The following is a 14,683-nucleotide window of genomic DNA, read 5'->3' as shown; positions in this document are numbered from 1 at the left end:
ATCTGCCGGATGCGGATCGTCTCTCGGAGCCAACCGCCATGTCACCATCCGCGATCACACCTTACGCCACCGCCTGCTGCATCGTTGGCGGCGGCCCGGCCGGACTGATGCTCGGCTACCTGCTGGCGCGAGCGGGAATTAACGTCACGGTGCTGGAGAAGCACGCCGACTTCCTGCGCGATTTCCGCGGCGACACCATTCATCCTTCCACGCTGGAAATCATGCACCAGCTGGGCTTGCTCGATGCGCTGCTCGAGCTGCCGCACCAGCGCGCCGAAACGCTGCACGCCGAGATCGCCGGGCGCGACATTACGCTGGCGGACTTCACCCGCCTGCCGACGCGCTGCAAGTTTATCGCCTTCATGCCGCAGTGGGAGTTTCTCAACTTTCTGGCGGAACAGGCCGCGGCTTTCCCCAATTTTACCTTGATCAAATCGGCGCGGGCGCACCGGCTGTTGTACGATCGCGGCCAGGCATGCGGGGTGCTGGCCGAGACCCCGGCAGGCCCGATACGCGTGCGCTGTCAGCTGGTGGTCGGTACCGACGGGCGCAATTCGCTGGTGCGGGAACAGGCGGCGCTCAGCAGCCAGTCGTTCGGTTCGCCGCGCGACGTGCTGTGGATGAAGCTCGGCAAGCTGCCCGGCGATCCGGCCTGGTCGATGGGCCACACCGGGCCGAAGCAAAACTTCATCATGATCGATCGGGGTGACTACTGGCAGTGCGGCTATTCGATCGACAAAGGCAGCTTTGAAACGATCCAACAGGGTGGCCTGGAGAAGTTTCTGCTGCACATCGCCGAAGTGGCGCCGTTTCAGGACGATCGCCTGCAGGAGATCGCCGGCTGGGATCAGGTCAAACTGTTAAGCATTCGCATCGATCGTCTGGATCGCTGGGCGAAGCCGGGGGTGCTGTGCATCGGCGACGCCGCGCACGCCATGTCGCCGATCGGCGGCGTCGGCGTCAACCTGGCGATTCAGGATGCGGTGGCCACCGCCAACGCCATTATTCCGCCGCTGCGCCAGCACCGCCTGCAGCTGAAGCACCTGCGGCAGGTGCAACGCCGCCGCAGCTTCCCCACCAAGGCCACCCAGTTTCTGCAAATTAAAATGAGCCGGCGCCGGCCGAAAAAACGCCGCACCGGCGGCGGCTCCAGCCTGATGACCCGCGTCGGCAACAGCCGCTGGCTGCCGCGCCTGTTCGGCCGCATCATCGGCCTGGGCTTCCGGCGCGAAACGCCGCAGCATCTGTCCAACGAGACCTGCACACCGGAATAACATTGGTGATTTTTTCATCGCACCGTATAATGGTTAAATCGAACGATTTAATTAACTGGAGCGATTAAATGTACGCACTCACCGCGAACGAGGCCAAAACCCAATTCGGCGATTTACTGCTCAAGGCACAGCGTGAACCGGTCCAAATCAATCGCAACGGCAAACCGGTCGCGGTCGTCATGTCGGTAGAAGACTACCAGGCGCTGGAAGATCTCAAATTACGCGCACTGCAGCAAAAAATCGCGCAGGCCACCGCCGAGGAAGACGCGGGTAAGGCGGTAGACGGCGATGCCTTCTTCAACCATCTGCTCACCGATGAAACCGACTGATATGCCCACGTTTCACCTCATCCCGCAGGCCCAACAAGATCTGCTGGCTATTCGTCATTTCACCGTCGAGCACTGGGGCAAAGCACAATCTCGTCGCTATCTTGAGCAGTTGAGAGATGTCATGCATCATCTGGCGGATATGCCGGAAGCGGGTAAAGCCCACTTTCACGATTTGGGCGAAGAGATACGCAGTTTTCCTTACGCCAGCCATAGGATCTACTACCGCAGCCGCCCAGCCGGCATTACCGTTCTGGCCGTTCTGCATCAGGCGATGGTGCCCCACCGGCATCTGGAACAACGGCTGTAATTTTTCTTACTCAAAGGGGTCCAGATGTTCACTGTCCGCCAGGCCACCCTCGCCGACGCCGCTCTGGTGAGCGACATCGGCATCCGCACCTATCAGGCGCACTTTGGCGAACTTTGGCGCTACCCGGCGGAGTTGGCCGCCTTTCTGGCGCAAAACTTCTCAATGCCAGTGGTGAGCCAAACGCTGCAAGATCCCGCCGTCTGCTGGCTGCTCTGCCATAAAGCGGAGCGGCTGATCGGCTATGCGCGGCTCAACCTCGACAGCCTGCTGGCGCCAACCCAAACCCGCGGCGCCGAGCTGCAGAAAATCTATTTTTTGCCGGGTTATGCCGGCAGCGGCTATGGCCAGCGCCTGTTCGAACAGGTACAGCAGCGGGCCATCGACCGCCGGCAAAAGACGCTGTGGCTGGAAGTGTTGCAGCGCAACACCGACGCCCAGCGCTTTTACCGGCGCCAGGGGCTGCAGATCTGCGGCGAGACCTGCTACACCAGCGCCCAGGGCTCGATAGGCATCTGGTATATGAGCAAAACGCTGTAATGCGTTCGCACTCCCGGGCCAACGCAGGTCGGCGGGAATCGCGTTGCAGCATCAAAACCAGCAGCGCCAGCGCGCTGGGCAGCGTATACAGCAAGGCCTCCAGCTGCACCTCCATCTGGCTTTCGATAACCTTAGCCACCACCCACTCGGCAGAAATATCGATGCAATCGGCCCCGGTCTATGGGTATTGCCCGTCGCCAACCACCTGATTTATTTTCGACAGCAGGGGCGGGAGGTGAATGCTGCATCATTCCCGAGATCCGCTCAGCCAATCCTTTTTAAGCTGACCCAACGTCAAATCGCCACCAGCCCGCGCACCCCGTCTTGCTCCATCGCGCTGCCGGCGCCGCGCTGCACGATGCTGCCGCGCGACATCACCAGGTAGCTGTCCGCCAGTTCGGCGGCGAAGTCATAGAATTGTTCCACCAGCAGGATCGCCATGTCGCCGCGCGCCGCCAGCTGTTTGATCACCGCGCCGATCTCCTTGATCACCGAAGGCTGGATCCCTTCGGTCGGCTCGTCGAGGATCAACAGCTGCGGCCGGCAGGCCAGCGCCCGGCCGATCGCCAGCTGCTGCTGCTGCCCGCCGGAAAGATCGCCGCCGCGCCGATCCTTCATCTGCCGCAACACCGGGAACAGGGCATAAATGTGCTCCGGCACGCTGCGCGCCTCGGCGCCGGAAAAACGCGCCAGGCCCATCAGCAGGTTTTCCTCCACCGTCAGGCGCGGGAAAATCTCCCGGCCCTGCGGCACATAGGCGATGCCGGCCTGCACCCGCTGGTGCGGCTTTTTGCCGTTGATCGCCTGGCCCCGCCAGCTGATGCCGCCGCTGCGCGCCGGGATCAGGCCCATCAGGCATTTCAGCAGCGTGGTCTTGCCCACGCCGTTGCGGCCCAGCAGGCAGGTCACCTCACCGATCCTCGCCTCGAACGACAGGCCGCGCAGGATGTGGCTGCCGCCATAATATTGATTTAATTCACTTACCTGCAGCATAACGGTTGCTCCTCAGCGCCCCAGATACACGTCTATCACCCGCTCGTCGGCCTGCACCTGCGCCAATGAGCCCTCCGCCAACACCTGCCCCTGATGCAGCACCGTCACGTGATCGGCAATGGTTTCCACAAAGCCCATGTCATGTTCCACCACCATCAGCGAATGCTTGCCCGCCAACGAGCGGAACAGTTCGGCGGTGTATTCGGTTTCGGCGTCGGTCATGCCGGCCGCCGGTTCGTCGAGCAGCAGCAGGTGCGGCTCCTGCACCAGCAGCATGCCGATTTCCAGAAACTGTTTCTGCCCGTGCGACAACAGCCCGGCGGGCCGGTGGCGCTCGCGGTCCAGCCGCAGGGTTTGCAGCATTTCGTCGATGCGGTCGCGCTGTTCGCCGCTCAGCCTGGCCCGCAGGCAGGCCCAGACCGATTTCTGCGTTTTCTGGGCAATCTCCAGATTCTCGAACACCGTCAGCGCCTCAAATACCGTCGGCTTCTGGAACTTGCGGCCGATGCCGGCGCGGGCGATCTGCATCGGCTCCAGGCGGGTCAGATCGACGGTCTGATCGTAAAGCACGCTGCCGCTGTCCGGCCGGGTTTTGCCGGTGATCACGTCCATCAGCGTGGTCTTGCCCGCGCCGTTGGGGCCAATCACGCAGCGCAGTTCGCCGACGCCGATCCGTAGCGACAGGTCGGTCAGGGCGCGGAAACCGTCGAAGCTGACGTTGATGTTATCCAGCGCCAGCACCGGGTCGGTTTGCCGGCGGCGTTTGTCCGCCGGCAGCGGCTGGGTAAACAGCTCGTCGGTAATCTGTTGGCCATTCATGGCGTTTTCCTCCTGCGCAGCAAGCCGATCACCCCTTTCGGCAGAAACAGCGTGACCAGGATAAACATCAGGCCGAGGAAGAACTGCCAGTATTCGGGAATGGCCATGGTGAACCAGCTCTTGGCGCCGTTGACGATGCCGGCGCCGAGCAGCGGCCCCACCAGGGTGCCGCGCCCGCCGAGCGCCACCCAGATGGCGGCCTCGATCGAATTGGTCGGCGACATCTCGCCGGGGTTGATGATGCCTACCTGCGGCACATACAGCGCGCCGGCCAGGCCGCACAGCACCGCCGACAGCGTCCAGACAAACAGCTTGAAGCCTTTCGGATCATAGCCGCAAAACGTCAGGCGGTTTTCCGCGTCGCGCACCGCGGTCAACACCCGGCCGAATTTGCTGCGCGCCAGCGCAAAACCGAGAGCCAGGCTGGCGGCCAGCAGCAGCACCGTCGCCAGGAACAGCGCCACCCGGGTGCCGGTAGCGGTAATCGGAAAACCGAGCAGCGTGGTGAAGCCGGTGAAGCCGTTGTTGCCGCCGAAGCCGGTCTCGTTGCGGAAGAACAACAGCATGCCGGCGTAGGTCAGCGCCTGGGTCATGATGGAAAAATACACCCCTTTAATCTTCGAGCGGAAGGCGAAATACCCGAAGACCAAGGCCAGCAGGCCCGGCACCAGCACCATCAGGCACAGCGCCCAGGCGAAGTATTGGGTGCCGCTCCAGAACCACGGCAGTTCGTTCCAGGAAAGAAACGCCATGAACGCCGGCAGCCCGTCGCCCGCCGCCTGGCGCATCAGGTACATGCCCATGGCGTAACCGCCGAGGGCGAAAAACAGCCCGTGGCCGAGCGACAGCAGCCCGGCATAGCCCCACACCAGATCGAGCGCCACCGCCACGATGGCGTAGCACAGGATTTTGCCCGCCAGCGTCAGGGTATAGGTGGAGATCGCCAGCGGGTGATCCGCCGGCAGCAGCGCCAGAAACGGCATGATCAACAGCGCCAGCAGCACCGGCACGCCGATGCTCAGCGCCAGCCGCGGCGCCTTCTGGGCGCCGGTTACGGTCAATGGTTGGCTCATCAGTCGATCACCCTGCCCTTGAGAGAGAACAGCCCCTGGGGACGTTTTTGAATAAACAGAACGATCAGCGCCAGGATCAGGATCTTGCCCAATACGGCGCCGATCTGCGGTTCGAGGATCTTGTTGAGAATGCCGAGGCCAAATGCCGCCGCCACCGTCCCCGCCAGTTGGCCGACGCCGCCGAGCACCACCACCAGGAAAGAATCGATGATGTAGCCCTGCCCCAGCTCCGGCCCGACGTTGCCGAGCTGCGACAGCGCCACCCCGCCCAGCCCGGCGATGCCGGAGCCCAGCCCGAACGCCAGCATGTCCACCTGACCGGTGGGCACCCCGCAGCAGGCGGCCATGGCGCGGTTCTGCGTCACCGCGCGCACGTTCATGCCGAGGCGCGTCTTGTTCAGCAACAGCCAGGTCAGCGCCAACACCAGCGCCACGAACAGGATCACCGCGATGCGGTTCCACGGCAGCACCAGGTTCGGCAGCAGCTGCACGCCGCCCGACAGCCATGCCGGGTTGGCGACTTCGACGTTCTGGGCGCCGAACAGCACCCGCACCAGTTGGATCAGCACCAGGCTGATGCCCCAGGTGGCCAGCAGGGTCTCCAGCGGCCTGCCGTACAGGTGACGGATCACCGTGCGCTCCAGCGTCATGCCGATGCCGGCGGTGATGGCGAAGGCCACCGGCAGCGCCGCCAACGGGTACAGCGCCAGCCACTGCGGCGCCAGCTGCTGGAACACCCCCTGCACCAGATAGGCCGAATAGGCGCCGAGCATCAGCATTTCGCCGTGCGCCATGTTGATCACCCCCAGCAGGCCGTAGGTGATCGCCAGCCCGAGCGCCGCCAGCAGCAGGATCGAACCGAGCGACAGGCCGGTAAACGCCTGGCCGAGCAGATCGCCGATCATCAGCCGGTGCTGCACGCGGCTCAGGCTGTGCTGCGCCTCGGCGCGCACCGCGGCGTCCGGTTCGTGGGCGGCGTCGCTCAGCGCCTGCAGCCGGGTCTGGGTTTCCGGGTCGCCCGACTCCCCCAGCAGCCGCACCGCGTTAAGCCGCACCTGCGGGCTGGCGTCGCTCAGCTGCAGGTTCGCCAGCGCAATGCTCAGCGCCTCGCGCACCCGGGCGTCTTTTTCCTGCGCCAGCCGTTGGGTCAGCAGCGGCAGCTGGTCGCTTTGCGCCTCGCGCTGCAGCGCGCTGGCGGCCTGCAGCCGCAGCGCCGGATCCCCGCTGACCAGCCGCTGCGCCGACAGCGCATTGGCAATCAGGATGCGCAGGCGGTTGTTCAGCCACAGCTTCTTCGGCGTGCCGACCGGCGCCGCGTCCCCCTCCAGCGGCAGATAACCGTCGCCCTGCAGGACAAAGGCGCGTTTGGCTTCGTCGATCGCCACGTTTTCCTGCTTCAGCGCCTGCAGCAACGGCAGCCGCGCGGCGTCCGGCGCGGCCGCCCAGGCCTGCAGCAGCCTGGCCTGCTGCGTGCGGTTGGCCGCCGCGAAATCATCGGCCGGCCCGGCCTGCGCGAACGGCGGCAGCCAGCACAGCAGCCAAAGCCAGCGGCGAAAATGAAAGAAAAATGGAAGTTGCATCGGCAGCCTCTTCTGTCGGGGGCCGGGCGTGCCCGGCCCATTGCGTTAACGCGGGATGGCGGCTGTTACTTGCCGCCTTTTACCGGGTGATCCGGCTTTTTGTCGTTGCCGGCAATGTACGGGCTCCACGGCTGGGCGCGCACCGGCGCATCGGTCTGCCACACCACGTTGAACTGGCCGTTGCCTTCAATTTCGCCGATCATCACCGGCTTGTGCAGGTGGTGGTTGGTCTGATCCATGGTCAGGGTGAAGCCCGACGGCGCGGCGAAGGTCTGCCCGGCCATCGCTGCGCGCACCTTGTCGACGTCGGTGGTGCCGGCCTTCTCCACCGCCTGCGCCCACATATGGATGCCGACGTAGGTGGCCTCCATCGGATCGTTGGTCACCGCCGTGGCGTAATTCGGCAGGTTGTGCGCCTTGGCGTAGGCTTTCCATTCGCTGACGAACTGCTTGTTGGTCGGGTTGTCCACCGATTCGAAGTAGTTCCAGGCCGCCAGGTTGCCCACCAGCGGTTTGGTGTCGATGCCGCGCAGCTCTTCCTCGCCGACCGAGAAAGCGATCACCGGCACGTCGGTGGCCTTGAGGCCCTGATTGGCCAGCTCTTTGTAGAACGGCACGTTGGAATCGCCGTTGATGGTGGAGATCACCGCGGTTTTGCCGCCGGCGGAGAATTTCTTGATATTCGCCACTATGGTCTGGTAATCGCTGTAGCCGAACGGGGTTTAAACTTCTTCGATGTCTTTATCCTGTACGCCCTTGCTGTGCAGGAAGGCGCGCAGGATCTTGTTGGTGGTGCGCGGGTAGACATAGTCGGTGCCCAGCAGGAAGAAACGCTTGGCCGAGCCGCCGTCTTCGCTCAGCAGGTATTCCACCGCCGGGATCGCCTGCTGGTTCGGCGCCGCGCCGGTGTAGAACACGTTCGGCGACATCTCTTCGCCTTCGTACTGCACCGGATAGAACAGCAGCCCGTTCAACTCCTCAAACACCGGCAGCACCGACTTGCGCGACACCGAAGTCCAGCAGCCAAACACCGCCGCCACCTTGTCCTGGCTCAGCAGCTGGCGCGCCTTCTCGGCAAACAGCGGCCAGTTGGAGGCCGGATCCACCACCACCGGCTCCAATTTTTTCCCCAACACCCCGCCCTTGGCGTTGATGTCGTCGATGGTCATCAGCGCCACGTCCTTCAGCGGCGTTTCGGAGATGGCCATGGTGCCGGACAGCGAGCTCAGAATGCCGACCTTGATGGTGTCGGCGGCCTGCGCGCTCCAGGCCATCCCCATGCCGAGCACGCTGGCGGACAGCGCAAAAACTTTTATGAAGTGACGACGTTGCATAATTCAAACTCCTGATGTGTGTGAAAAAATGGATAGCGAAAATTCACTCCGCGCGATCAGGTTGTCGCGATCGCGCCTGGTGCAACATATGCAGGGTTATTTTTCGTACTTCGGCCTTGCTGACGGCGATATGCTGCGTGAGCAGCGTTTGCGCCTCTCCGGTTTGGCGTTGCAGGATCGCCCGCAGGATGGCGGCGTGTTCGTTATAGGTGGCGTCGACCCGCGCGCCCTGAGTGAAATCCAGCCGGCGGATGATGCGGATCTTCTCGGTCAGATCGCGGTGGATGCGCGCCATTTCGCCGTTGCCCGCCGCCGCCACCAGCGCCATATGGAACTGTTCGTCGTGCACTGAAACCGCCTTGCCGTCCGCCAGGCGCGGATCGTCGGTCCAGAATTTTCCCAGCGCCGCCAACGCCGGCGGCGTCTCGGTGCGGGCGCACAGCCTGGCCACCGCTTCGCGCTCCAGGACGATGCGCAGGTCGTACAGCTCTTCGAAATAGGCGAAGTCGAACGGCCGCACCTGCCAGCCGCTGCGGAAATGCACCTCGACATAGCCTTCGCGCTCCAGCCGGAACAGCGCCTGACGCACCGGCGTGCGGCTGGCCTGCATGCGCATCGCGACCTCGTTCTCGCTGAAGCGATCGCCCGGCAGCAGTTGAAAATCGAAAATGTCGTCCTTGAGCTGCAGGTAAATGCGCTCCGCCAGCCCTTCCGGCCGCGCTTTACCGCGATTGTTGGTGATTTGCATGGTTACCCTCTCCGCGGGCGCGGCCCGCCGCGCCCGCCGTTATCAACCGGCGTGTTCCAGCCACAGCAACGCATCCCCCGGCCCTACCGGCCGCCCCTGCTGACAGCCGATGCGCTTGACGACCCCGGCGCGCGGCGCGGTGACCGCCAGCTCCATCTTCATCGCTTCGACCACGATCAGCGGCTGCCCGGCCGCCACGCTTTGCCCCGGCTCCACCAGGATCTTCCATACGTTGCCGTTCAGATCGGCGCTGACCAGATAGCCGTCAATCTCCTCTTCGTCGTCATCCGGCGGCAGCAGCTGCGCTTCGGCTTCGTCCTCATCGGCCCGCCAGCGCGCCACTTCGTGGCTGAAGGCCTGCTGCTGCCGCCGCTGGAAATCGGCGATGTCGGCGGCGTTGTCCGCCAGAAAACGCGCGTATGCGGCGAAGTCGAACTCGCTGTCCTCGATGCGCACCTGCGCGCGCCCTTCGCGGAAGGCTTCCCGCTGCGCCTCCAGCTCCTGTTCGCTGACCGGGTAGAAACGCACCTGGTCGAAGAAGCGCAGCAGCCAGGGTTCACCGGCGCTGAACTGCGGGTTCTTGAGGAATTTGTTCCAGATCGGCAGCGTGCGCCCGACCAGCTGATAGCCGCCCGGCGAATCCATGCCGTAGATGCACATGTACATGCCGCCGATGCCGACCGTGCCCTCGGCGGTGTGGGTGCGCGCCGGGTTGTATTTGGAGCTCAGCAGGCGATGGCGCGGGTCGATCGGCACCGCGCAGGGCGCGCCGAGATAAACGTCTCCCAGCCCGAGGATCAGGTAACTGGCGTCGAAGATGATGTCGCGCACCTGTTCTCGGCTGCTCAGCCCGTTGATGCGCTGGATGAAATCGACGTTGTTCGGCAGCCAGGGTGCGGATGAGCGCACCGTCTGCTGATAGCGTTCCACCGCGCCCAGCGTGGCGCCGTCCTCGAACGCCATCGGCAGCCAGAGGGTGCGCGTCGGCACCTTCAGCTGGCTGACGTCGCCCAGCGCCTGCTCGCGCGCCAGCAGGCGCTGCAGCAGATCGGCCTGGCCGATCGCCCGGCTGTCGTAACGGATCTGCAGCGAACGCACGCCCGGCGCCAGCTCCGCCACGCCGGGGATCGTCTCCTGACGCAGCGACTGCATCAGCAGGTGGATGCGCAGGCGCAGCGCCAGATCGAGCAGGTTGTCGCCGTACTCCATCAGGATGTAACCGTCCCCCGCCTGGCGGTAGACCACCGCCGGGCGCCCTTCCGCCGCCGGCAACGCCGCCAGCACCGCGGCGGAAACGGTCGCCGCCGGCGTCAGGTCCGGCGCCGGCAAGGTGATGGCCTTCACCGCCGCCAGCGCTTCAATGCTGCCGAGCTGCGCCTGCTCCAGCGACTGCGCCTGTTTGAAACCGATCGGATGGAAGCGAATGCGATCGCCCGGTTTGACCTGGCCGACCTTCCACAGCTCGGCCTTGGCGATGGTCACCGGGCAGACGAAGCCGCCGAGGCTCGGCCCGTCGCGGGTCAGGATCACCGGGAAATCGCCGGTAAAGTTGACCGAACCGATCGCGTACTCGCAGTCGTGCACGTTGGACGGGTGCAGCCCGGCTTCGCCGCCGTCCTGCCGCGCCCAGTCGGGTTTCGGCCCCGCCAGCCGCACGCCGAGGCGGTTGGAGTTGTAGTGCACCTGCCATTCTTCGGCGAAAAACCGCTCGATCGACGCCGGGGTGAAGAAATCCGGCGCGCCGTGCGGCCCGTACAACACGCCGATATTCCACAGGCTGTCGTAGTGCGGGATCAGGCTGGCGTCCATTGCCTGCGGCGCGGCGATCGGCGCCGGAGTGGTGCTGGCCGCCAGCGCCGGCTGGCCGATCGCCAGCATGTCCGCCACCCGCAGCGTGCGGCCGGCGTGGCCGCCGAACTGGCCGAGGGCGAACGTGGAGCGGCTGCCGAGATAAACCGGCACGTCGAACCCGTTGCGCACCGCCAGATAGGTGCGGCAGCCGTGGGTGGCGCGCCCCAGCGTCAGCACCTGGCCGGCCCGAATGGCGATCGGCTGCCAGTAGGCCGCCGGTTCGCCATCCACATCGGCCGGGCAATCGGCGCCGGTCAGGGCGATGACCGCGTCGCAGTGGAAGCGCAGGGTCGGCCCCTGCAGGGTAAACTCCAACCCGGCGGCGTCCGGATGGTTGCCGACGATGCGGTTCGCCAGCCGGAAGGCGAAGTCGTCCATCGGCCCCGACGGCGGCACGCCGATATCCCAGTAGCCGAGGCGGCCGGGGTAGTCCTGCACGCTGCTGTAGGTGCCGGGCTGCAGCACTTCGACGCAGTGCGGCTGGAAGCTGAAGCCGTCCAGCATGCGGGTCCAGACTTCACCGGCGGTGAATTGCGGCGTGGCGATCGCCTGCCGCAGGTAATCGAGGTTGGTGGCGATGCCGTGCAGACGGGTAGCGTCCAGCGCCGCGCTCAGCTTCTCCAGCGCCTGCCGGCGGTCGTCCCCGTGCACGATCAGCTTGGCGATCATCGGGTCGTAGAATGCCGACACCTCGCTGCCGGTCGCCACCCAGCCGTCGACGCGCACTCCGGCGGGGAAATGCACCTCGGTCAGCACGCCGGGGCTGGGCTGGAAGTTTTTCAGCGGATCTTCGGCGTAGAGGCGCACCTCGATCGCCGCCCCCTGCGGCGCGCGCTGCAGCGCCGCCCAGTCCAGCGCATCGCCCGCCGCCACCTGCAGCATGCATTCAATCAGGTCCAGGCCGGTGACCATTTCGGTGACCGGGTGCTCCACCTGCAAGCGGGTGTTGACCTCGAGGAAGTAAAACTCGTCGCGCGCGCCGTCGTAGATGAACTCTACGGTGCCGGCGCTGCGATAGTCGACCGACTCGCCCAGCGTGACCGCCGCCCGATGCAGCGCCTGGCGGGTCGCCGCCGGCAGGTTCGGCGCCGGGGTTTCCTCCACCACCTTCTGGTTGCGGCGCTGCAGCGAACAGTCGCGCTCGCCCAGCGCCACCACCCGGCCCTGGCCGTCGCCGAAGATCTGCACCTCAACGTGGCGCGCCTTATCGACAAAGCGTTCGATAAAGGCGCCGGCGTCGCGGAAGAACTGCTCACCGAGCCGTTTTACGCTGTCGTAGGCGTCGCGCAGCGCCGGCTCGTCATCGCAGCGCGTCAGGCCGATACCGCCGCCGCCGGCGGTGGTTTTCAGCATCACCGGATAACCGATGCGCGCAGCGGCGTCGACCGCCTGCTCCACGCTGTCCAGCAGGCCGGTGCCCGGCGTCATCGGCACCTGCGCCACCGCCGCCAGCTCGCGCGCCCGGTGCTTCAGGCCGAACTCGCGGATCTGCGCCGCCGTCGGGCCGATAAAGGCGATGCCCGCCGCGGCGCAGGCGTCGGCGAATTCGGCGCTCTCGGACAAAAAACCGTAGCCGGGATAGATCGCCTGGGCGCCGGTGGCGGCCGCGGCGGCCAGGATTTTGTCGATGCGCAGATAGCTGTCGGCGGCTTTTTCACCGCCGAGCGCCACCGCCCGATCGGCCTCGGCCACGTGCGGCGCATTGCGGTCGGCGTCGGAGTAAACCGCCACGCTGGTCACCCCGAGACGCTTCAGGGTGCGGATGGCGCGGCAGGCGATTTCGCCGCGGTTGGCGATCAATACGGTAGTAAACATGTTCATGCCCCCTTAACGCTGGCGAGATAGTCGCGCCAGCCGCCAAACTCAGTGATATCCGTGGCGCCTGCCAGCGCCCAGGGTTCGCAGATAAAACCCTTCACCCGACGGCCGTCGGCCAGCAGCAGCGTGCCGATGCCCAGCGGCGCCGGAATTTCGGCCACGAACTCGCCGAAGCGCGCCAGCGGGATATCCCACAGTTCGACGCTGATGGCCGCGCCCTGCGCGTCGCGCACCAGACCCGGCTTCGGCGGCTGGGTATCGGCCAGCGCGTACAGCCGGTAGCACGGCGCGGTGAGGGTCTGCTCGACCTGCACCGCAGCGCGCTGCGTCAGCTGGAAATTGAGCGGCATGCCGCTAAGGTGAGCGCCCACTACCGCCACCCGCACATGCTGCGTCGAGGGTGTCGCCGCCGGCTCGGGCGGCAGTGCCCGCCCGGTGGCGCCGAGCGGCAGGTTTTGCCGGCGCTGCCAGCGCTGGCCGAACGCCGCCAGCGCCCGGTCATGCCAGGCCGGCGCAATCAGGGTGATGCCTGCGGGCAGGCCGTCTTCGCGCAGCGGCGCCGGCAGCGCCAGCGCGCTCAGATCCGCCAGGTTGGTGAAGTTGGTGTAGGTGCCGAACTGCGAGTTGAACAGCACCGGCTCCTGGGCCATCTCAGCCAGGGTGCGGATGGTCGGCGACGTCGGCACCACCAGCGCGTCGAACGGCGCCAGCCGCTGCGCGATTTGCCGCGCCAGTTCGGCGCGCAGGTATTCCGCCTTATAGGCATCGCAGGCGCTGTACGCCAACCCGTTGCTGACGATGCCGCGCACCACCGGATCGATGGCCTGGGGGTTGTTTTGCAACATCGCCTCGACCGCGACGGTACGTTCCGCCACCCAGGGGCCGTAATAGAGCTGCTCCGCCAGTTGGCGAAACGGCGTGAAGTCGATGGGTTCCAGCGTGGCGCCGCCGCGCTGCAGCTGAGCCAGCGCCCGGTGAAATGCCCGCTCGGCCTGCTCGTCGCCGAAAAACTCCAGCCGATCGGGCACGGCGAAGCGCGGCGCGGCGGGAATATCCGCCGGCGCGCCGTTCGGGTTGCAACGGGAGTAAGGATCTGCGGCGTCGAAGCCGCCCGCCAGTTCGGCCACTCGCGCCGCATCGGCCACCGTCAGCGCAAACACCGACACCGCGTCGTTCAGCCGGCAAGCCGGCACCACGCCGCGGTTGGACAACCAGCCCTTGGTCGGCTTCAGGCCAACGATATTATTGAAACCGGCCGGCACGCGCCCGGAGCCGGCGGTGTCGGTGCCCAGAGCAAACGGCATCAGGCCGCGCGCCACCACCGAAGCGGAGCCGGAGCTGGAGCCGCCGCTGACGTAGCGTTCGTCGAAGCTGTTGACCACTGCGCCGTGCGGCGAGCGAGTGCCGACCAACCCTGTAGCGAACTGGTCGAGGTTGGTTTTGCCCATCACCACCGCGCCGGCGGCGCACAGGTTGGCCACCACGGCGGCATCCGCCTGCGCCCGATAGCTGAACGCCGGGCAGGCGGCGCTGGTTGGCCAGCCGCCGACGTCGATATTGTCTTTTACCGCAAAGGGCACGCCGAACAACGGCAACCGGCTGAGATCGCCGGCGACCGCTTCCAGCCGCCGCGCCAGCTGCAGATACTGGCTTTCCCGCTGTTCCGGGGTAGCCAGATACAGCCAGGCGCGGTCATTCAGGCTCAGGCCGGCGGCCAACGCCTCCAGCGCGGATCGCACGCCGGCGAGCCGTTCGCCCGCCGGGCACGTTTGATAATGGTGTTGCCATTCACCGAGGGTGAAACCGCAGAGATCAACAGGCTGAGTCATGGGTTGAATTCCATCTGGTACACAAGATGGGATTCAACAGAGCAACCGGCGTGCCAGTTTTTAATCTCATGATTTCAATAAATTATAATTAAAACTTATGACGCGAAAGTAAAAAACCTGCACCAGCGGCGCGCAGCGGCCGGACAAAAAGAGTGCAAAAAAAAAGCGCCGTCTCGCGACGGCGCCTGATG

11 protein-coding genes and 1 pseudogene are annotated in these 14,683 nt (G+C 65.4%); 4 read left to right on the top strand and 8 right to left on the bottom strand.

What is annotated here, in order from left to right; translation table 11 throughout:
- The first annotated feature begins 38 nt into the window (after positions 1-38).
- The 4 genes from CKW09_RS07405 to CKW09_RS07390 all read left to right on the top strand — a co-directional run bounded on the left by CKW09_RS07405 (position 39) and on the right by CKW09_RS07390 (position 2,447).
- Positions 39-1,274 (top strand): FAD-dependent oxidoreductase, encoded by a 1,236-nt coding sequence (locus CKW09_RS07405; protein WP_095100057.1) that lies wholly within the window; start codon positions 39-41, stop codon positions 1,272-1,274.
- A 68-nt stretch (positions 1,275-1,342) separates the two neighbouring features.
- Positions 1,343-1,603, top strand: a complete 261-nt coding sequence (locus CKW09_RS07400) for a type II toxin-antitoxin system Phd/YefM family antitoxin (RefSeq protein ID WP_061797675.1) — start codon at positions 1,343-1,345, stop codon at positions 1,601-1,603.
- A 1-nt stretch (position 1,604) separates the two neighbouring features.
- Positions 1,605-1,910 (top strand): type II toxin-antitoxin system RelE/ParE family toxin, encoded by a 306-nt coding sequence (locus CKW09_RS07395; protein ID WP_073970298.1) that lies wholly within the window; start codon positions 1,605-1,607, stop codon positions 1,908-1,910.
- A 24-nt stretch (positions 1,911-1,934) separates the two neighbouring features.
- Entirely contained in the window at positions 1,935-2,447 is a 513-nt protein-coding gene (locus tag CKW09_RS07390; RefSeq protein ID WP_095096406.1) for a GNAT family N-acetyltransferase, read from the top strand.
- 294 nt (positions 2,448-2,741) lie between these two features.
- Here the strand turns inward: CKW09_RS07390 and urtE are convergent, their stop codons facing one another.
- The 8 genes and pseudogenes from urtE to atzF form a co-directional block, all read right to left on the bottom strand.
- Entirely contained in the window at positions 2,742-3,440 is a 699-nt protein-coding gene (gene urtE / locus CKW09_RS07385) for an urea ABC transporter ATP-binding subunit UrtE (RefSeq protein WP_061797679.1), read from the bottom strand.
- Between the two features lie 12 nt (positions 3,441-3,452).
- Entirely contained in the window at positions 3,453-4,259 is an 807-nt protein-coding gene (gene urtD / locus CKW09_RS07380; protein ID WP_095096403.1) for an urea ABC transporter ATP-binding protein UrtD, read from the bottom strand.
- Positions 4,256-5,332, bottom strand: coding sequence for an urea ABC transporter permease subunit UrtC (urtC, locus tag CKW09_RS07375; RefSeq protein WP_095096400.1), 1,077 nt, complete (start codon positions 5,330-5,332; stop codon positions 4,256-4,258). Before urtC ends, urtD begins: the two co-directional genes overlap by 4 nt.
- Entirely contained in the window at positions 5,332-6,912 is a 1,581-nt protein-coding gene (urtB, locus tag CKW09_RS07370; RefSeq protein ID WP_095096397.1) for an urea ABC transporter permease subunit UrtB, read from the bottom strand. Before urtB ends, urtC begins: the two co-directional genes overlap by 1 nt.
- 65 nt (positions 6,913-6,977) lie before the next feature.
- Positions 6,978-8,246, bottom strand: a pseudogene (gene urtA, locus CKW09_RS07365) (urea ABC transporter substrate-binding protein).
- 43 nt (positions 8,247-8,289) lie between these two features.
- Positions 8,290-8,994, bottom strand: a complete 705-nt coding sequence (locus CKW09_RS07360; RefSeq protein ID WP_095096394.1) for a GntR family transcriptional regulator — start codon at positions 8,992-8,994, stop codon at positions 8,290-8,292.
- Positions 8,995-9,036: 42 nt separating this feature from the next.
- On the bottom strand, positions 9,037-12,660 hold the full coding sequence (gene uca / locus CKW09_RS07355) for an urea carboxylase (protein ID WP_095100054.1): 3,624 nt from the start codon (positions 12,658-12,660) through the stop codon (positions 9,037-9,039).
- A 2-nt stretch (positions 12,661-12,662) separates the two neighbouring features.
- Positions 12,663-14,492, bottom strand: coding sequence for an allophanate hydrolase (gene atzF / locus CKW09_RS07350; RefSeq protein WP_061797687.1), 1,830 nt, complete (start codon positions 14,490-14,492; stop codon positions 12,663-12,665).
- Positions 14,493-14,683: the final 191 nt, after the last annotated feature.

The organism is Serratia ficaria (assembly GCF_900187015.1).
GTDB classification, from domain to species: domain Bacteria; phylum Pseudomonadota; class Gammaproteobacteria; order Enterobacterales; family Enterobacteriaceae; genus Serratia; species Serratia ficaria.
The sequence above is the reverse complement of the archived record's forward strand: the minus strand, read 5'-3'. Positions and strand labels throughout refer to the sequence as shown.